The following is a 19,945-nucleotide window of genomic DNA, read 5'->3' on the forward strand; positions in this document are numbered from 1 at the left end:
TCTGACCACTAAAAGTTTGCCATCGCCTCTATCGGGCGGTGGCAAATACCTTTCTGGGAGTGAAGAAAGCCCAATCAGCGTTCGGTCATGATATCCGTTCTGACTGCTGAATTTAGTGAAGCGGGCCATATCGGACATTCATCGCAAAAGAAGCAAATGACCGTAGGGCGCCCACATTGACTCAATGCTGCATCTCGCTCGAATGAAAGTGACGTGTCCTGAATGGGCATCCCTGAGTGTGATGACACCTCGTTCTGTCTCTTAAAAAAGATCTGAGAACTCACCTGCATATGTCACACAAAGAATTGCATCTAACACGTATTCGTTGGAACGATGTTCACTGTGCACGAGCTTGGCTGTGACATTCTACCTGTAAGCAATTGTACATGATTCAAAATTCTTTTCAGTTTTTTACTCTTGGGCCTATCGGTACAAATCATCGCTACAAATAAGGCGAATTTTGGATTGGAGCGTTTCTCTGCCCCTGTTTCGCCGATGACAAGGAGGAAAGAAATGTTCAAGATATCAGCGGGTCTCGGGTGTGTATTTGCTGCGGCAATCACCGCTTCGGCGGCCCAGGCAAACGAATGCGGTGAAGTATCACTGATGCAGGCCGATTGGGGGTCAGCGCAAATTGTGACCGCGGTCTCGAAGTTTCTGATGGAGCAAGGCTATGGTTGCGAAGTGACCACGGTTCCGCTCTCGAGCAACCCTGCGCTGGCATCCGTTTCCGAGACAGGAGAGCCCGATATTCTGACTGAAATCTGGACAAACGGCGCGCCGGCTTACCAAGGGCTGGTTGACTCAGGTGCAATCATTCCTGTGACCGAAGTTCTGTCAGATGGCGGTGTCGAAGGGTTCTTTGTTCCGAACTACCTTGTGGAGGAGCATCCGGAACTGGCAACAATTGAAGGCATCGCAGCCAACCCCGAACTCGTCGGAAATCGCTTTCACAATTGCCCCGAGGGATGGACCTGTCTGAATGTCAGCACCAACCTGATGAAGGCAGGCGGGCTGATTGATGCAGGCATTGAAAACTTCGTGCATGGATCAGGCGAAACCCTTGCGGCTTCGATCGCGGCCGCCTACGAAAACAAAGAGCCGTGGTTCGGCTTCTATTGGGCACCGACATCGGTATTGGGCAAATACCCGATGACCCTGGTCGAAATGGGCCCCCATGACCCTGAAAAGCATGCCTGCAACATCACGGCGGAATGCGAGACGCCAGCAATGAGCGCCTTCCCCCGCAGCGAAGTGGTTACAGTTCTTTCCAAGGAATTCATGGCCGAAAACGCAGAAATCTCTGAACTGATGACAAATCTGTCCTTCACCAACGCACAGATGGGCGAAACGCTGGCATGGGTCGAGGACAACAATGCCTCCTACGATGAAGGTGCTGTGCACTTTCTGACGACCTACAAGGATGTCTGGGGGGCGTGGCTTAACGATGCTGCGCGCGACAAACTTTCCGCATTGCTGCAGTAAACTGCACGAACAGGGGCATCCTCAGTGATGCCCCTAACGCACTGAAGAAGATCGGAAAGTGGGATAAATGGCCTTCTATGACAAGTTATTCAGCGCATTGGGTTTGAGCGAATGGTGTGGCACGCCAGACGATAAAGCGCCTCTTTCGCTGGCGGACCTTGCGGCGCAAGCAGGAGGAGAAGAGGCCTCTGGGCCGCTCATTCCAATTCCCTCGTTTGATAATCTGCACGAAAGCTGCAACCGCATATGGCAGTCGCGCGATGTAACCAACGGGATCGAAGAAGGGTTTCTGGCAGCCAAACCGGTCCTGAAAACCGTTCTGGACCCGATCACACAGCCATTGAGCTGGATATTGGATGGCGCACTTTGGCTGTTTGAAGCGACGCCATGGTTCATCATGGTCCCGCTTCTGGTGGCGATTTCCTGGTACGCGTCGCGTTCGCGCCCTGTGACGATCTTCGTCGCCGTCTCGATTATGCTGCTGGCCGTCGTAGACCACTACGATGTGGCGATGCAGACTCTGTCGATCATCTTTGTATGTACGACGATATCGGTGCTGTTCGGTGTACCCATTGGCATTGCCATGTCGAAATCTGACCGATTGCAAAAAAGCGTGGTTCCGTTACTCGACCTGCTGCAGACCCTGCCGACCTTCGTGTACCTGATCCCTCTGATTTTCTTGTTCTCGGTCACGGAATCCAAACTCTACGGGATTGCAATCATCCTTTACGCGATTGTCCCTGTGATCCGCCTGACCGATCTGGGCATCCGGCTTGTCGACAGGGACGTGATTGAGGCGGCCAATGCCTTTGGCATGACAGATCGCCAGAAACTGTTGCGGGTGCAACTCCCTTTGGCGTTGCCCAATATCATGGCCGGAATAAACCAGACCATCATGATGAGCCTTGCCATGGTCGTGATCGCCTCCCTGGTGTCGGCACCCGGTCTGGGCGTGAACGTGTTGCGCGGTATCCGGAACCTTGAACTGGGTGTGGGCATCGTCGCTGGCATCGGCATCGTGCTGCTCGCAGTGATCCTTGATCGCGTGTCCAAAGCAGCTCTCACACGGGTCGATAAAACCCAAGTCAAACACTAAGGAGCCTGTTCGATGACACAACCAATGGTCAGCCTGTCCGGGCTCTATAAAATCTTTGGCACCCGCGACAAGGACGTGTTGCAGCATGTCAAAGGAGGCATGGGCAAGGAAGAATTGTTGGCACGGCACGGGCACGTATTGGGTCTCAACAACATCAACGTCGATATGCAGGCGGGCGAAATCACAGTTGTCATGGGCCTGTCAGGCTCGGGCAAATCCACGCTGATCCGCCACCTGAACCGATTGATCGAACCCACTGCGGGCGAGATCATCGTGCAGGGTGAGGATGTGATGCAACTGTCCGAGGACGGGTTGCGCCATGCTCGACAGGAAAAGATGTCGATGGTGTTCCAGAAGTTCGCGTTATTGCCGCACAAGACCGTGCTGAAGAACGCAGGCATGCCGCTCTCGGTGCGCGGCGAGGACGAGGCGACTTGCGACCGTGAAGCCGCCAAGTGGCTGGATCGCGTGGGTCTGAGCGGGTTCGAGAACCATTATCCAGCGCAATTGTCCGGTGGGATGCAACAGCGTGTGGGCATTGCCCGGGCGCTGACCGCGAACACACCGATCATGCTGATGGACGAGGCTTTCTCGGCTCTTGACCCACTGATCCGAACCGACATGCAGGACCTGCTGCTCGAGCTGCAAAAAGAGCTGCACAAGACCATCATCTTCATCACTCACGATCTAGATGAGGCGTTGAAGCTGGCCGATCACCTTGTGATCCTTAAAGACGGCTTTGTCGTGCAGCAGGGCGAGCCGCAGCATATTCTGTTGAACCCCAACGATCCTTACATCGAAGACTTCGTGAGCGACATCAACCGAGCACGGGTTCTGCGGGTCCGCTCGATCATGACCCCGCTGGACGGTGGCCAAGTGCCAGAAGATGCCCATGGCGAAGTGGACGTGAACGACACGCTCGAAAGCATGATCGCGCGGTCCGGCGGGGATACGTCACACGCCTATGTCGTCAAGGATGGGGAGAAGACAGTCGGCTCACTGGATATGACTGAACTGGTTCGCGCACTCGTCCCTCGCGTCGCATCCGAAGCAGGCGCACGTCAGTCCTGACGCGCGCTGACGACAAAGCTGGAATTCATCAGATCAGGCCCGAAATAGCCGCATGGTTGGGTCGGCTTCGATCTGTTCGAACAGCCAGTCAACAAACGTATCGAGCTTTGGGTTGGGTGCACGTTCTTTTTGCGTCGCCAGATACCAGCTGCCTGGCTCGGGCACCGAAATATCAAACGGTTTGACCAGGCGCTCCCTTTCAAGGTCACGCGTGCAAAACGGTGCTCTTGCGACGCTGATACCGTGATTTTTTAGAACAGCTTCACGGACCAGCGGGTAATTGTCGAAAACAGAGCCAAATTTCATCGTTTCGCGATCTAAGCCCGCCGCATCCAACCAGCAGTCCCAGTCATCCGGCTCATTCCATGTGTTTGGGACACTCAGCAACAGGAAATTTCTTAGCTCTTCCAGCGGCATTCCACCGCTTGCGGCTTTCAAGGCCTCCGGAGCACATACCGGGTAGATATCCGTTTCGAACAAGGGGCTATAGTCAAACCGTTTGTCAAATGGTGGCGCGTTGAACACGCCCACATCGAACCGGTGCATGTCATAATCACCGTCTTCAAAGGTAGAGACGATGCGCACGCGTGTGTCCGGATTTTCCTGAAGAAAGTCTGCCAATCTGGGCTGTAACCACATTGTATTGAAACTTGCGTAGGACTGAACGAGCAACACGTCCGGTTCCTCAGGTGTCTGGATGCGCCGAGTGGCTTTGATGATTCCCTGAATGTGTTCGCGTATTGGCGGGTAATATTGCTCGCCAGCCGGTGTTAGCTCGACCGAACGGCTTGTGCGTTCCAGTAGTTTAACACCGATTGTTGTTTCTAATGCTTTGACCTGGTGGCTGACTGCCGCATGCGTCACACAAATCTCGTCAGCGGCCTTTCGGAAACTCTTGTGACGCGCCACCGCCTCAAAAGCGCGCAGTGAAACCAGCGTGGGCATGTGAGTGGTCATTGCTGCATCTCCTCGATGAAATCAATTCTGCTTACCCTCAAGCAGAGTTATCCGACGACGGGCGCGAATATAGCAGGGTATTGATACTCTTTTTCATAACCTGTCAGGGGGTAGCACGCAATTCGCGGTGCGATGTGATCGGTTAGAATTTCTTGATGAAAGGAAATTTCTTTCAATTCTTCAACTGGGTGAGAAATGCCAGATTAGCAGATAGAGATGTTATGGGATTCCACCTTCATGCCACCACTTTCACCTTCGCCAAATGCATATGGCTATCCGTTGCTGATTAAACACTTGCTGGCCGGATCCCAGCTCGCGTCAGCCAGCCAAGAGATCGTCAGCGGCACCGAAATGCGACTGAGCTACGCGGACTTGGGCAAACGCGTGCGCCAACTTGCCAATTCTTTAAAGGCGAGCGGGATACATGAGGGCATGCGCGTCGGTGTCATGGATTGGGATACGCACCGTTATCTTGAGTGTTTTTTCGCGATCCCGATGATGGGCGCGTCCCTTTTCACGATCAACGTGCGTCTGTCTCCTGCTCAGGTTCTTTATACGATCAACCATGGGCAACCGGATCTGATCATCGTGCACCGCGATTTCATGCCGCTCATTGAGGGTATCAAATCGGGCTTTGATCGGGACATCATCATCGTGCCGATTGGAGACGGAGAAGGGTATGAAGAGTGGATAGGCGAGGCCCCAGGCTGCTTTGACTTCCCGGACTTCGATGAAAACCAAACGGCAACCCTGTTTTATACGACCGGGACCACCGGCAATCCCAAGGGGGTGAGCTATTCACACCGGCAGTTGGTCCTTCACACATTGGGCTTGATCGCAGGTTTCGGCGCATGGCCCGGGAATGCCGGATTTCATCGCGGCGACGTCTACATGCCGCTGACGCCCTTGTTTCACGTCCACGGCTGGGGATTTCCATATGCCGCAACGATGCTGGGGCTGCGTCAGGTCTATCCCGGTCGATATGACCCTGAAACAATCTTGCGATTGATTGAAGACGAAAACGTCACCTTTTCCCATTGCGTGCCCACGGTTCTGTCAATGGTGCTCGACCATCCCAACTGCCCGCAAACTGACCTAAGCCAATGGAAGGTCATCATTGGCGGGGCCGCTTTGCCGCGCATTCTACAGGACCGGGCGGCGGCGGCAGGCATATCCTTGCATGCGGCATATGGGATGTCCGAAACCTGTCCGTTTTTGACAGTGGCCGATTTGTCCAGCGACGATCCAGAGGTGCAGGCGCAAACCGGCTTTCCCGGCCCGCTTGTCGACCTTCGCGTTGTGACACCGGATATGCAGGAGGTCCCACATGATGGCGAAACAACCGGCGAAGTTGTTGCTCGGGCTCCCTGGTTGACACAAGGCTATCTGGACAACGCGCAAGCCTCAGATGAACTTTGGGATGGTGGGTATCTGCATACCGGGGATGTTGGGTATATCCGCGAGAATGGGTCGTTGCAGATCACTGACCGCCTCAAGGACGTGATCAAGACCGGCGGCGAGTGGATTTCCTCACTGGCACTGGAAAACATAGCATCGTCTTGTGGTGGCATCGAGGACGTCGCCGCGATCGGGCTGCCGCACGCGAAGTGGGGCGAGCGGCCAGTGTTGGTCGCTCAAGCCGCAAAGGATGCCGATCCGGATATTGTGCGCTTGAGAGTCATTGAAGAAATCCAGTCGCGCGTCGACGCAGGCGAGATCTCAAAATGGGCAGTTCCCGACGGTATATTCTTTGTCACCAGCCTTCCTAAAACCAGCGTCGGCAAGCTCGACAAGAAGCTCGTGCGGCAAGACATTTCAACTCGCGCGGGCCTAAAATCATGACAGACAAGCAACGTCGTATTCAGGCGCTTATTCATTCCATTGTCACCTATCTGCAGGCACATAGAGCTGCCCCGCGCGGCGTTGATCTGACGTTGGACAAGCTGGCAGCCATGGACCTGTCCGACGAGCGGCTCATTGATTTACCTCCCCAAGGAACCCGGCACGATGAGGTTCTGAAGAACGCCATCGCCGGGATTGTCGCCCCCGAATTGCAAGAAATCGCACGTTGTCTGAAAGCGGCCAAGGATGATCTGATCTGGCGCGAAGACAACGCCCAATTCTATCCCCCTGGTGCCGAATTGGGCGAGGGATACACAAAGTGTAACCTACATACTCTGCTGATTGGGCCAGACGCATGTGGACATCACCATCCCGATTTCAACCTTGGCATTTTCATGTTGGGTCCACGGACGCTGTATCGGGACCACAACCACGATGCGCCAGAGCTTTATCTGAACCTGTCCGAGAAATCTGGTTGGCGGTTTGGCACTCGCGATTGGCAGGATTATCCGGCTGGATCACTTATATGGAACGCAGCTGGCGAGCCCCATGCCACCCGGGTCTATGACCAGCCGTTCATCTCGGTCTTTGTCTGGCTCGAGAACGTGAATTCACCCTGCAATGTAATCCACTTCGACGATTGGGCAGAGATCGAACAAGATCTTGCCAAACAGTCCAATTGAGGTTTCCAAACATGATTTCCATTAAACACACCGAGGGTGTCGCTTTCATTGAGCTGAATGCCCCGCCAGTGAACGCTCTTGGCCTGAAGATGCGGCAGGCGCTTTCCTCGGCCATCCACGAGTTGGACGCCGATGAACAGGTCAAAGCTATCGTTCTATGCTCGGCTCTGCCGCTCTTTTGCGGCGGCGCTGACATCGTCGAGTTCCGTACCGGGGCAGTTTGGGACAAGCCGGACCTGCCAGCCCTGTGTGAAACGATTGAAACCAGCAAAAAACCCATTATCGCCGCGATAGCAGGCCCTGCGATGGGGGGTGCGCTGGAGATTGCGCTTGCCTGTGATTACCGTGTCGCCACGCCGGATGCCGTGATGGGCCTACCTGAGATCAAACTGGGGCTGCTGCCTGGTGCCGGCGGCACCCAACGACTACCCCGGATTGCCGGGCTGGAAGCGGCAACGCAAATGATCCTCTCGGGTGATCCCGTGAAAGGCGAATATGCCCTGTCTTGTGGGCTGGTCGACGCGCTGCTTGAAAACAACCAGGATTTTCGCGCGCATGTTTTGGGTTTCGCCACCCGTGTCAGCCATGAGGGCGATCCGAAACGCAGTTGCGCGGATATAACCGTCACACACCCTGATTCGAAGGGATATCTGACGGGTTTCCGAGACCAGATAGCGCACACGTCCAAATACCTTGTCGCCCCTGAACGATGCTTGGTGTCCGTCGAGGCCGCGTGCGAATTGCCGCTGTCCGAGGGGTTGGCACAAGAGAAGGCAGGTTTCGCTGAACTGCTCGACACACCTCAATCGCGCGCGGGGCGGCATCTGTTCTTTGCAGAGCGTGAATGCACCAAGGTTCCCGGCGTTACCCGTGCTGACCAACCACGTAGCATTTCATCGGTTGCCGTGATCGGTGCCGGAACAATGGGGCGCGGCATTGCCATCGCCTTTCTTCAGGCGGGGTATCGGGTCACGTTTCTGGAAACCACGCAAAGTGCGCTTGAACAGGGGCTGGAAATGGTCCGGGAGCATTTCCAGCGCGCGGCCCAAAAAGGGCGGCTCAGTGCCGATCGGGCAGAGACCATCGTTTCCAACGCCACCGGGACGCTCAGCTACGGCGACCTCGCAGAGGCCGACCTGATCATTGAAGCGGCGTTTGAAAGCATGAATGTCAAACGCCAGATTTTCGCGAGCCTAGACCAGCACGCCAAACCTGGCGCGATACTGGCCTCGAACACATCGACGTTGGATCTTGATGAAATCGCCGCGGTCTCCTCCCGCCCGGAGGATGTGATTGGCCTCCATTTCTTCAGCCCGGCCAATGTCATGCGCTTGCTGGAGGTGGTGCGCGGCGTCAAGACCGCTCCGGATGTCATCGCAACGGCAATCACGGTCGCAAAGAAGATCCGAAAGCTCCCAGTCACGGTTGGCGTGTGCTACGGCTTTGTTGGAAACCGGATGCTGGAGCCATACTTTCGCGAAGGATCTCGTCTGCTTCTTGAGGGGGCGACGCCGAAACAGGTGGATGACGTCCTTGAGAACTTCGGCATGGCCATGGGTATTCACGCGATGGCGGATCTGGCTGGGGTCGATGTGGGTGCCCGCGTGCGTCAGGAGCGGCGAAGTGAAATCGCACATGACCCCACATACCAGGCCGTGCAGGACATGTTGTTTGAACTGGGCCGACTGGGTCAGAAAACCGGGCGTGGAAGCTATGTCTACGAGGGACGGACACGGGTCGAAGACCCTGAGATGGTTCAAATCAGTTCCGAGCTGGCGGACCTGCATGGCGTGAAACGCAGGGACATCGACGATCAGGAAATCCTTGAGCGATGTCTCTATCCCCTGATCAACGAGGGCTTTTTGATCCTTGAAGAGGGAATTGCAACGCGCCCGGGTGATTGCGACCTGATCTGGGTCAATGGCTATGGCTTCCCAAACTGGCGCGGCGGCCCAATGCACTATGCTGACGAGATTGGATTAAGTCAGATTTTGGAACGCATGACCCACTATCGGCAGTCGCTTGGTGCCTATGGTGAGATGTGGTTCACGCCTGCGCCTTTGCTGGAACAACTTGCAACCTCGGGCGTGACACTTGACGCACATTTTGATGCCAAAAAGGAAAAATCATGAGAGAAGCCGTTATCGTCTCAACCGCACGAACCCCTATTGGGGTTGCCTTCAAAGGTGCGCTGAACAACATCAAATCCCCTACCATGATGGGGCACGCCATTCAGCACGCGGTTGAACGTGCAGGCGTGGACCCCGGTACGATCGAAGATGTCGTCATCGGATCGGTCCTTACGGCGGGGACAGCAGGCATGAATGTCGCCCGTTTGTCGGCGCTGGCGGCGGGCCTTCCCAATACGGTGGCAGGACAGACGATCGACAGGCAATGTTCCTCCGGATTGATGGCCATTGCGACGGCCGCAAAGCAGGTCATTGTGGATGGTCAGAATGTCTCCGTGGCAGGCGGGCAGGAAAATATTTCTACCCTGCAGAATGCCTATCTGAAATGGGCGGGCGATGAGAAAGATCCAAGCGTTATCGCGAGGTCTGAACATGCCTATATGCCGATGCTGATGACGGCGGAAAATGTGGCGCGGACCTATGGGATCAGTCGTGACGCCCAGGATGAATACGCTGCACTTTCCCAAGGTCGGACCGCCCGGGCTCAGGCCGCTGGCGCGTTTGAAGATGAGATCGTCCCGATCACTGCGATTAAGCGGGTCAAGAACCGCGAAACCGGAGAGGAAACCCTGGAAGAGGTGACCTTGTCAAAAGACGAGGGCAACCGGCCGGGTACGACGGCCGAAACACTCGGGGCATTGAACCCGGTTGTCGAAGGAGGACTGATCACTGCCGGAAACGCAAGCCAGCTTTCTGACGGGGCCTCGGCTTGTGTGCTCATGGAAGGCAAAATGGCTGAGCAACAGGGTCTCACACCGCTAGGTATCTATCGCGGCATGGCTGTTGCAGGAAACGCACCGGAAGAGATGGGTGTCGGCCCGATCTATGCCATTCCAAAGCTGCTGAAGAATGCAGGTCTTCGCATCGAAGACATCGGCCTTTGGGAGCTTAACGAAGCCTTTGCCTGCCAGGTTCTGTATTGCCGCGACCATCTTGGGATCGATCCCGAAATCTACAACGTGAACGGCGGTGCGATATCGATTGGCCACCCCTATGGTATGACAGGCGCGAGACAAGTCGGGCACGCTCTGCTTGAGGGGAGGCGTCGTGGTGTAAAATACGTGGTTACGTCCATGTGTGTTGGCGGAGGCATGGGGGCCGCAGCGTTGTTCGAAGTCACCTGAACCCACTGAAATGAGTTCAAGCAGAGCGTTATGTGGTTGAGACATTGACATTCTGTCATCTGCGAAGGTCGACATCTGCATGTGCCGCATTTCATGTCACCCGGAATTGGTGATACCTCCTGACGTGTTATGACCAATGTTACGCCAACGATCCTTTCCACGGTTTCCAGCCAGTTTGTCGATGACTGGCTGGCGGCGCTGCGTGCCCTGTGCCCAGAGGCGCAGATGGCGGCGCTGCTTAGCCGGTCCGGTCTGAACGCGGATACGCGCTCGCCGAATGGTCGCGTCACGCTGGATCAGATCGTTTGCCTCTATCAACTTGCCGCAGTTGAGACCGGTGATGAGATGATGGGGCTTTGGAGCAGACCCGTCCGGCCAAGGGCTCTACAACACCTTCTGACGACTGTCAGAGAGGCCACGTCTCTGTCATCGGCTCTTTACCGGTTTTCGACCTTCTGGAACTTGCTGTTGGATGATTATCAGTTTGTTCTGGATGACGCTGAAGGCGCGTTGGTGCTTACCCTGAAACCACAAGGCGAAGTGCCGCTTCAGCGGTTTGGACATATGCTGATCCTCAAACTTGCCCACGGGCTCATGTCTTGGCTGGCAGGGCATGAGGTTCCGGTTAAGGCCGTTGATTTCGCGTTTGATCGCCCGGACTTTGATCAGGATTACGCGATTATCTTTCCTGCACCACTGCGGTTTGGCCAACCCGCCACCGCCATCGCGTTTGATCCGAATGTAATGGGCCCTGTGCAGACACGAAGCACAGCTGATCTTGACCGGTTTTTGCAAAACGCGCCGCGAGACTGGATTTTTACCTCTTCCCGCGAACACACCCAATCGCTGCGGGTGCGCACGTATCTGGGTCAGACAGGTTGGGATTCGGCGACCTTGACACAGACAGCATCCGCAATGCACATGACCCCGCGCACCCTGATCCGCAGGCTACACTCGGATGGCACGTCGTTTCAGGCCATAAAGGATGCCCTGCGGCGCGACATCGCAATCCGCGACCTGCAGGCGGGGCGCAAAAGCGTTGAGGCCATCGCACTTGATGTCGGATTTTCCTCGGCAGCCAATTTTCACCGGGCCTTTCAACGCTGGACCGGCAGCACCCCCAGTTCGTATCGCAGGACGAATATCTGAGACGCGCTTTTTGTCACTTTTGGACAATACCCTGTCACCACGCGAGATAGAGTGAAGAAGTTTCTCCTGCTAAATATTGCGCAATACATGGCGTTCTCACCTGGTTCTCCTCTAGAAGCTTGACCCGCTGCCTGCTCAGCAGCTGCTGATGTGTGGCGTCATGTGAAAAGAGCCGCTCACAAAAGGACCGACCAATGTCAGACAAACTCGCCACCATACTCCAAGCCGCACGTGACCATGCCGAGCAGGTCATCTTGCCCAATGTGGACGCCTGGAACGCCGCAAAGAAGTGGCCCCGTGATGCGTCTGACAAGGCCGGAGCCGCTGGCCTGACGGGGCTCTACGCCCCCGAGGAGTTTGGTGGTCAGGGCTTGCTGCTGTCAGAAGGTATTCAGGTCTATGAACAACTGGGACTGGGCGATGGCGCCTATGCCTTTGCCCTGTCGATGCATAACATCTGTACCTTCGCGGGCTGCGGCTATGGCACAGATACCTTCAAGGAAACATGGGCGCGGGATCTGACCTCGGGCCGCAAGCTGGCGAACTTTGCACTGACCGAACCGCAATCGGGGTCGGACGCAACAAACATGTATTCGCGCGCCGTGATCAATGATGACGGCACTTGGACGATCAGCGGTGCGAAGGCATGGGTCAGCTTGGCGACCGAGGCTGACATCTATTTCACCGTGGTCAAAACCAGTGACACACCCGGCCACAAGGATATGGCGATGATTGCCATCCCGGCCGACACTCCGGGCCTCAGCTTTGGTCCGCTCTACGATACCCCATCCTACAACTTCCTGCCTCTGGCCGAGATGTACATGGACAAGGTCGTGGTGAGCGAAGACAACATCATCCTGCCAATCGGTCAGGGCTTGCAAGGCTCGCTCATGGCGATCGATATCGCCCGTGTGTCGATTGCGTCAGGATGCTGTGGATTGATGCAAGCTGCCTTGGATACGGCTCTGTCCTATTCCAAGAACCGCAAGATGTTTGGCGGCAAGAACCTCGATCTGGACGGGATCCAGTGGATGCTGGGCGAGGTTGCAACCGATCTTGAAGCCTCCAAGCTGCTTTATCGCAAAGCGGCAGAATCCCTTGGCACACCCGAAGGCCCTCTGATGGCCGCTCATGCCAAACGGTTTGTGCCAGATGCCGCCGTGAAGGCTGCGAACACCTGCACGCAAGTGTTGGGCGGCATGGGGCTGTTGCAGCCTTATGGACTGGATCGTTTGTCCCGTCTTGCACAAATGCTGCGGATTGTGGACGGGACGACAGAAATCAGCCGCGTGGTCATCGGGCGGGCCCTACAAAAACGAGCAGCGACATTGTCTGATCTGCCAGTACCGAAAGGATTTGGTGAGGCCGGCTGAACATCCCACCCACCGGTGAAGCGGAGCCGACCTGAAAATCTCCTCAGAGATCGGTAAAATCGAAACACCGGCCGCGCATATGCGGCCGGTTACTCGAGATTGCATACCTTGGTGCCACTGCAGCGAATTCACCCTTTGTCCGCGCAGCTGACTTTTAGTAATGTTTTGTCGAACGGCGGCTCGCCGGATCATTGATAAGGCGCTTCTATTCAGATTGTCGGTTCGGTCTCTTGAGCAACCGAGTGGGGATTTGCCTTTAAAGGGGTGCGACGAGGCAATCGGTCGCTCCATGAAAAGAAGGTAGTTCATTACGAATTTTTTGGTCAGTATACCGTGCCGCTGTGATATGAGTGATTTGAATTAAAAAGGTTTATCATGTGTGGATAGGTAATGTCAGATGGAGCGCCACAGTTGTTGATACACCAAGCAATTGAGACCCAAATCAGCGATTTTTTCGCCCAAAGACAAGGTCTTTGTCGCCCAAGTATCAAAATCCCCTTGTTATCATAGGGGCGGGAAAGCGTTTGATGTTTCTTAACAGATGCTTTCTCAGCCAGTATCAATAGTACGAAGGTATTAGCGTGCGTCCGGCAATAGGGCTGTTTCATTCTATGACGACATCACAGCATATCTTTCTCATACGATTTTTCTGATCTGCCCCTGTTAGGGCCGACCGGTAGCTGCTGATAATTTATCTTCTTTTGCGCTCGTTTTCGGTCGGTTTGTCTCACTGGATAGATGAGGGAACTGCTATGAAGACCATCAAACTCCTACTTGCCACGGATCCCAACTTTGAAAATCGTGCACTCACGCATCGATTCACTGAATATTTGAAGAAATAGCGCAAAACGCGGCTGGCCAGAGAATTCATCGGAGACGATGAACATTCGGTCGATCTCGGCGGAGATGATTTCGATAAAGTTGCTCGCGAACTATCGGATAGTGTCGCGCTAACTTGAGATGACAAGCGGCGCATCAAAAATCTAGTTCAGCGCATCCCACAACACAGGGCTGAAGCCTCAGGTCTTGGGCATCTCTCGGAGAAAGAAATCCAACGACTGCGCCCACTAATGAATGAGGTTCGCTTGGTGGAGCCGAGAGGCGAGCACTGGGTGGACGAGACAGTATCTTCTTTACATGAAGAAATGCCGTGGATGTCTGCCGCCACCAATGAGGGCTGGCACGCGTTGCGGCGCATCTCTAGTACCAAAGATACAATCTCGTTGCCGAAGGACAGGTCCGTGTACATATAGTCGGTGAGAAAGCTCCATTTCCCGTTACTGGCGGCAAAGGCTCCCATAAAGGCAAAGTCCAGATTCTCAAGCGCGTCGCCAAACATGAGTGCGCCCTTGATCTGCCCTGAGGGTGTATCGATTGCGGTTTTGGTCTCGGGCGCGAACAGGTAGATCGTTGCCTCGTAGTTCCAGTCAGTATTCTGAGCAGACGCGGGCCCGGATGCCGGCAACTGCCGGCACGATTGCGGTCAAGATCGTTTTCATAGGCAGTGCCTTTTGAGCTAACATTTCATTGTGTGCCGGGTGGCTTCAGAGATAGCAGAAGCTGAGCAGCTCAGCGGTCCGCTCTGAGGTTCCGGATTCTGGCAAGAGCAGTCACTCGCTATCTCCTTGCGGCGCAGGTTTTCCTTCCAGCTCTGCCTGTGTGGCCAGAAGTGTGGGATGTTCCGGATTGGCTGACAGAGCTTCTGCCACAACCGCGGCGGCAGCAACGCGTCCTTGGGTTGCCGCTGTGATCCTGGCCAGCATCATCCATGCATCCAGCCGTTGCGGATCCAGCCGCACCACCTCACGGAACGCGGATGTGGCCATGCCCATGTTGCGCATGGTCAGTGCCACACCGCCCAGTTGGAGGTGGGTTTCAGGAAAATCGAGCCGGTTTGCCATGGCATACTGCCATTCAGCCATGGCGGCTTGCAGCTCTCTGGCGGTTCCATTCTGGAGGCCGTTCTCCGTATCACCCAGCATCGCGCGGGCAGCGGCCATGCGCACATTGCGGGCAGGGTCGGCAAAGACATCGGCCAGGCGCTTGCCCCTTTCCTGAAGCGGTGCAAGGCGCTGCAGAGAGGCCGCGGCAGCGCGGACAAGCGGATCCGGGTCCCGCAGCAGGTCCGTCAGCCTAGCGGCGAACAGCGGGTCGTTGGACTGCTCCAGAAGCCAGAGCGCAGTGGCCCGCACGATGCCCGGCTGGCTGGTATTCTGCGCAAGCGTGGTCAAGTCGCCGGCCGCCGCTGCTGCATCGGCACGTCCCCGCGCCAGCACCTCCCCGTAATGCCGGCCACGGTTTCTGTCGTCCGGATACCAAGCGGAAATCTGTGCAGCTGCCCAGGCTGCGTCCTGGCCGCGGTGGCAGGCGGTGCAGGCATCCGGTGCTCCCGTCACCGGCGAAAGATCCGGCCGGGGAATGCGGAAGGAGTGATCGGCGCGCCAGTCGTTGCCCATGTAGACGCGTTCTGGCATGTGGCAGGACTGGCACTTCGCTCCGGCGCTGCTTTCCGGGTGGAAGTGATGTGCAGGGCTGTCGTAGTCCGCTGCTGTGAGTGTTGGGAAGTCCGGATTACCCGCTGGGCTGTGGCATTGGGTGCAAAGGCCGTTGCCTTCTGCCTTCAGGTCCAGACTGTGTGCGCCGTGGCAATTCAGGCAAGTCACGCCCCGAGCGTGCATCTTAGATTGCAGAAAGGAGCCGTAGACATAGACCTCGTCCTGGATCTGCCCGTCCGCGTGGTAAAGTCCTGGGCGCAAAAGTGCGAGCGTGTAGGCATCATGAAAACGCGTGCCTGGCACCGGGTTGCCGTCCAAGTTGGCTTCGCGTCTGGAATGGCACGTCGCGCATTGTTCGACTGCCTGCCGAGGATCGGCGAAATCCACAGGAAATCCATGGTTTGCGGGCGGCGGTGTCCTTGTCGTTTCCCATGTATCAGCCCAATCAACGTGGTCCTTTCCCGGTCCGTGGCAGGCCTCGCAGCCAACGCCTATTTCGACCTGGGTTGATGCATAGCTTAAACGGCGTGCGTCGTAGTTTTTGCGGAACCCGGTGGCGTGGCACTCTGCACAGCGCGCATTCCAGGTCTTGTAGGGACCCGTCCAATGCAGACCATCCAACGGAGGCAGGGTCTGGTCCGGATAAAGGTGGAACCACTTCCCCTCTTCGGTGTCCCAGACCACGTCAAAACTCTGCAGCTGCCCCGGTTCGGTCTCGAGAAGATATTGCTGCAGTGGTTCGATCCCCGCAACCGAATGCACTTGGTATTCCGCCTGCGATCCATCCTTTTCGATCACCTCGACGTAGTATTCGCCCTCCGCTCCTGTCTGAAACCGGGCGGTCATACCGTCATGGTGAAAGGCCGTTCCGCCGAAGTCACCTGCGACCGTCTCCCGCGACGGCGTTGTCCAGGCCTGAGCGTGATGCGATCCTGCCCAGCCTGCGGCACTGTCCTTATGGCAACCGGTGCAACGATCCGACCCCAAGTAGCCGTCAAGGCTCTGGGCCATCACTGGCAGACCCAGCAGCAAGAGAAGGATCAAGACTACAATCTGCATTTTCAGAGGGCCATCCGATTTTCTGGGTCGTTCATGCACAGGGATGGTGCAGGGCTTCATTCGCGGCTCGGCCAGATCCGCTCCCAATCACGGGCCATGTCGATTACCAGCCAACCGCGGCTGGCTGCTTCATCAAGTCCGCGTGCAAGCTGCCCGATATGGCTTTCACGGCCGTAAGCGTATTCGCGTTCGCTGTCAGTATGGTGCAGCAGGATGCCCAGCCGCGCACCATCGCCCGCAGTAGTCCACTCAAGCATCTGGAAGTCTCCATCGGAATTTCCCACTGCGATCACCGGCCGGCGCCCGATGCGGGCCTCGATAGCAACGGGCTTACCTGCCTTGTCGTCGATGAAGAATAAACCGGGGTCCTTCATCACCCGCGGCGGTCCGTCCCCGGCGGAATAACTGCCATTTCCGATGGATCCGATGACCTGCTCGGGCGGAATGTTATAGGCGCTTTCAGAGAACACCCGGATGAAATGCAGGCCGCCGCCTGAGGCGATGTAGGTACGGAAGCCTTCATCGCGCAGATAGGTCAATAGCTCCAGCATGGGTTGATAGACCATTTGGTCATAGGCCAGGCCTGTGCCGGAATGCCTGGCCGTGTCCAGCCAGCTGCGCACGGCGGCCTGGAACTCGTCCACCGTCAGGCCGGAGTGGGTGGTGGAGACGATTTCCAAAAGTCCCTCAGTGCCCGAGGCGGCCACTGTCTCCATGTCGCCTTCGACTGCGGCCCGCAGCACGTCAGACGTGAGCACCCCGGGATCAGCGGCGGCCATTTCTTTCAATCGGTCGATGGCAAATAGCAGTTGAAAGTAGACCGGTTGTTCTGCCCAGAGCGTGCCGTCATTGTCGAAGGTCGCAATACGCGCGGCCGGGGTGACATAATCAGGTGAATCCGGGTCCGTTATGCCTTCGACAAACGCAATGATCCGATCCTTGGTGGCCGTGTCCGTCCAAGACGGCAAAGGGTCAGCGAGCGGAGCTGATGCAAACAGAATTGTCAAAGGAACTGAAAATAGCAGAGCACGCATAGGGACAACCTCCGCAAGTGCAGGGAAAGGGATGCCGAGGCAACCGGAAAATTACGCGCCCCGATGGAATACTCCGTCGGGGCGAAGTGGGATGAGTCTACTGCGAGCCGCCCGGCTGCGACAGCTTCTCCATTACCTTGTCGAGGCTGAACGAAGCCGCCTCCTGCCGCGGTGGGTATTCTTCGAAGGTTGCCAGGAACTGCCCAACATAAGCCTGGGCCGGCACCAGCATGAAGGCATGGTCGAGCAGCCAGTCGTAATAGGTGTTCGACGTCCGGTAACCGCGTTCATAAGGGTCGCGGCGCAGGTTGAAGATCAGCGGCACGCGCAGCGGCGTCAGCGGCTCCATCCAGGCCCGGAAAGTCCCCCAGGCCTTCTGCTCGAGGAAGGTGATCTTCCAGTTGTTGAGCCGGATCGCCGCGAGGTCGCCGTCATCAGTGAAGTAGAAGATCTCATTACGCGGGCTCTTGTCCGTGTCACCCTTGAGCATCGGCAATAGGTTGTAGCCGTCGAGATGGACGCGATACTCGCGGCCTGCCATTTCCGGAACTGTGATGCCTTCGAGCAAATCGTCCTTGATGGTTTCATTGCCTGCAGCGGCCAGGAATGTTGGCAGCCAATCCATGTGATGAACGATCTCGTTCGAGATCGTTCCGGGCGCGATATTACTGGGCCAGCGGACCATAGCAGGCACCCGCCAGGCGCCTTCCCACTGGGTGTTCTTCTCGCCCCAGAACGGGGTCATCCCGGCATCCGGCCATGTGTTCATATGGACGCCGTTATCAGTGGAATAGAACACGATGGTGTTATCGGCGATGCCGAGCTCGTCAAGCTTTTCGAGGAACTTGCCGATATCCATGTCGTGTTCGATCATGCCGGCAGTGTATTCATCAGCTTTTTCCCCATTGTATAACTCATCCGCGAGCGCGCGGTTCTCTTCGCTGACGTGGGTACGGAAATGCATCCGTGTGCCGCTCCACCACAGGAACCACGGGGTGCCGGCGTTGGTCTGTTCTTCCATCCAGGCAATTGCAGCATCTGATGTCTCGTCGTCCACAATCTCCATCCGCTTCCGGGTCAGAGCCCCGGTATCCTCGATATTCTGCGTGATTTCATTTTCGCCGTAGGTCGCTGTCACGTTCAAAACACCACGCGGACCGAACCGTTCAAGGAACGTCGTGCCGTCTGCGAACACCATATCCTTCGGGTAGTCCTCGTTTTCAGGCTCTTCTTCGGCGTTCAGATGGTAGAGATTTCCGAAAAACACATCGAAACCGTGGTTCGTCGGAAGGTGTTCATCCCGGTCTCCCAGATGGTTCTTGCCGAATTGACCGGTGGCATAGCCTTCGGCTTTGAGGAGGCCGGCAATGGTGGGATCTTCGATCTGCATACCTTCCTTGGCACCGGGCAGGCCGACCTTGGAAAGGCCGGTGCGGAAGACCGACTGGCCCATGATAAAGGATGACCGGCCAGCCGTGCAGGATTGTTCACCGTAGTAGTCGGTGAAGATCATACCTTCTCTGGCAACCCGGTCGATATTCGGCGTTTGATAACCCATCAACCCCATTGTGTATGCGGAGATATTGGACTGGCCGATGTCGTCGCCCCAAATGACGAGAACGTTCGGCTTGCCGCCCGCGCTGCCTTCCTGGGCAAGCGCCGGCGCAATCCCAATGCTTAAAATCAGGAACCCGGCCGCGACGGCCCTGTTCAAATACGAAACTGGCATAATCGGTCACTCCCTCACATTCGCTAACAGTGAAACTTGAGTTGGTCGCAGACAAGCACCAAGCGAGAGGCTTTGCTTGCCTTTGTCCGCCCGTAGAACATTTCGAGTGGGATCAACTATCCATAAGTTGAATGTATGGCGCAACACTTTCTTTTTTTTGGGCAATCTTTCGGTTGTCGGCCATTGTGTCTAGGCCGTTGCGGACCGGCACGTCATCAGGAACTGCCATGGCCTGCAAGCGGAGTCCTTGGCGCACAAGCCGGAGGCCCACGCGCACAGCAGGCTTTCCGATCATCTTTGTCGATGAAAGTCAGGACACAGACCCGGCCTTTGTGGATGCGCTCCGCGAAGTGGCGCAGGCGGTTTCACTAGGCTTCTGTCTCGGCTTCTATGGCGATCCGGTGCAGAAAATTTACATGCAAGGTGCCGGACAAATTCCGCCTGAAGAGGGATGGGAGATGTCTGACGTCAGCGCCAACCCGACGTTGACGTATTACAATATCATCGAATGCTGCGTTTGCTTCGATGGCCGCTATGAGCCGATTGTGTTGAAAAACTCGAGTATCTGACGGCTGCATTTTTCCGCCAGAATCCGTTACGGCGGCTAAATTGAAACCCTGTGCTTGGTAGGGGCCCTGAGAGCTCCGGACAATGTCAAC

Annotated in this window: 15 protein-coding genes; 10 read left to right on the forward strand and 5 right to left on the reverse strand. The window is 56.2% G+C overall.

The window, feature by feature from the left end; translation table 11 throughout:
• Positions 1-513: 513 nt before the first annotated feature.
• From AC2FIC_RS05445 to AC2FIC_RS05455, 3 genes are all read left to right on the forward strand, one after another.
• Positions 514-1,485: an ABC transporter substrate-binding protein gene (locus AC2FIC_RS05445; protein WP_496692282.1), complete on the forward strand. Its 972-nt coding sequence runs from the start codon at positions 514-516 to the stop codon at positions 1,483-1,485.
• A 67-nt stretch (positions 1,486-1,552) separates the two neighbouring features.
• A complete protein-coding gene (locus AC2FIC_RS05450) occupies positions 1,553-2,581 on the forward strand; it encodes an ABC transporter permease (RefSeq protein ID WP_074738236.1) in 1,029 nt (342 codons plus the stop codon).
• Between the two features lie 12 nt (positions 2,582-2,593).
• Entirely contained in the window at positions 2,594-3,652 is a 1,059-nt protein-coding gene (locus tag AC2FIC_RS05455; RefSeq protein WP_074738238.1) for a quaternary amine ABC transporter ATP-binding protein, read from the forward strand.
• A 33-nt stretch (positions 3,653-3,685) separates the two neighbouring features.
• On the opposite strand, the gene AC2FIC_RS05460 is transcribed toward AC2FIC_RS05455, so the two are convergent.
• Complete coding sequence (locus tag AC2FIC_RS05460; RefSeq protein WP_496692283.1) at positions 3,686-4,609, reverse strand: LysR substrate-binding domain-containing protein; 924 nt, start codon at positions 4,607-4,609, stop codon at positions 3,686-3,688.
• 237 nt (positions 4,610-4,846) lie between these two features.
• On the opposite strand from AC2FIC_RS05460, the gene AC2FIC_RS05465 reads away from it, so the two are divergent.
• The 6 genes from AC2FIC_RS05465 to AC2FIC_RS05490 all read left to right on the forward strand — a co-directional run bounded on the left by AC2FIC_RS05465 (position 4,847) and on the right by AC2FIC_RS05490 (position 12,969).
• Complete coding sequence (locus tag AC2FIC_RS05465; RefSeq protein ID WP_496692284.1) at positions 4,847-6,451, forward strand: fatty acid--CoA ligase; 1,605 nt, start codon at positions 4,847-4,849, stop codon at positions 6,449-6,451.
• Positions 6,448-7,134: a dimethylsulfonioproprionate lyase family protein gene (locus AC2FIC_RS05470; protein WP_496692285.1), complete on the forward strand. Its 687-nt coding sequence runs from the start codon at positions 6,448-6,450 to the stop codon at positions 7,132-7,134. Before AC2FIC_RS05465 ends, AC2FIC_RS05470 begins: the two co-directional genes overlap by 4 nt.
• Positions 7,135-7,145: 11 nt before the next feature.
• Positions 7,146-9,266 (forward strand): 3-hydroxyacyl-CoA dehydrogenase NAD-binding domain-containing protein, encoded by a 2,121-nt coding sequence (locus AC2FIC_RS05475; protein ID WP_496692286.1) that lies wholly within the window; start codon positions 7,146-7,148, stop codon positions 9,264-9,266.
• Complete coding sequence (locus AC2FIC_RS05480) at positions 9,263-10,447, forward strand: acetyl-CoA C-acyltransferase (protein ID WP_496692287.1); 1,185 nt, start codon at positions 9,263-9,265, stop codon at positions 10,445-10,447. The genes AC2FIC_RS05475 and AC2FIC_RS05480 overlap by 4 nt, the downstream gene beginning before the upstream one ends.
• Before the next feature lie 129 nt (positions 10,448-10,576).
• Positions 10,577-11,596: an AraC family transcriptional regulator gene (locus tag AC2FIC_RS05485; RefSeq protein ID WP_074738248.1), complete on the forward strand. Its 1,020-nt coding sequence runs from the start codon at positions 10,577-10,579 to the stop codon at positions 11,594-11,596.
• Between the two features lie 194 nt (positions 11,597-11,790).
• Positions 11,791-12,969 (forward strand): acyl-CoA dehydrogenase family protein, encoded by a 1,179-nt coding sequence (locus AC2FIC_RS05490; protein WP_074738250.1) that lies wholly within the window; start codon positions 11,791-11,793, stop codon positions 12,967-12,969.
• Positions 12,970-13,957: 988 nt separating this feature from the next.
• Here AC2FIC_RS05490 and AC2FIC_RS05495 read toward each other — a convergent pair.
• The 4 genes from AC2FIC_RS05495 to AC2FIC_RS05510 all read right to left on the reverse strand — a co-directional run bounded on the left by AC2FIC_RS05495 (position 13,958) and on the right by AC2FIC_RS05510 (position 19,286).
• Positions 13,958-14,308, reverse strand: a complete 351-nt coding sequence (locus AC2FIC_RS05495; RefSeq protein WP_496692288.1) for a hypothetical protein — start codon at positions 14,306-14,308, stop codon at positions 13,958-13,960.
• A 271-nt stretch (positions 14,309-14,579) separates the two neighbouring features.
• The gene (locus AC2FIC_RS05500) at positions 14,580-16,523 is read right to left on the reverse strand and encodes a multiheme c-type cytochrome (RefSeq protein WP_496692289.1); all 1,944 of its coding nucleotides are present in this window, start codon (positions 16,521-16,523) and stop codon (positions 14,580-14,582) included.
• Between the two features lie 56 nt (positions 16,524-16,579).
• Positions 16,580-17,557, reverse strand: a complete 978-nt coding sequence (locus AC2FIC_RS05505) for an HAD family hydrolase (RefSeq protein ID WP_496692290.1) — start codon at positions 17,555-17,557, stop codon at positions 16,580-16,582.
• A 97-nt stretch (positions 17,558-17,654) separates the two neighbouring features.
• Positions 17,655-19,286, reverse strand: a complete 1,632-nt coding sequence (locus tag AC2FIC_RS05510) for an arylsulfatase (protein ID WP_496692291.1) — start codon at positions 19,284-19,286, stop codon at positions 17,655-17,657.
• A 227-nt stretch (positions 19,287-19,513) separates the two neighbouring features.
• On the opposite strand from AC2FIC_RS05510, the gene AC2FIC_RS05515 reads away from it, so the two are divergent.
• On the forward strand, positions 19,514-19,855 hold the full coding sequence (locus AC2FIC_RS05515) for a hypothetical protein (RefSeq protein WP_496692292.1): 342 nt from the start codon (positions 19,514-19,516) through the stop codon (positions 19,853-19,855).
• Positions 19,856-19,945: the final 90 nt, after the last annotated feature.

The organism is Ruegeria sp. CDSC079 (genome assembly GCF_059610505.1).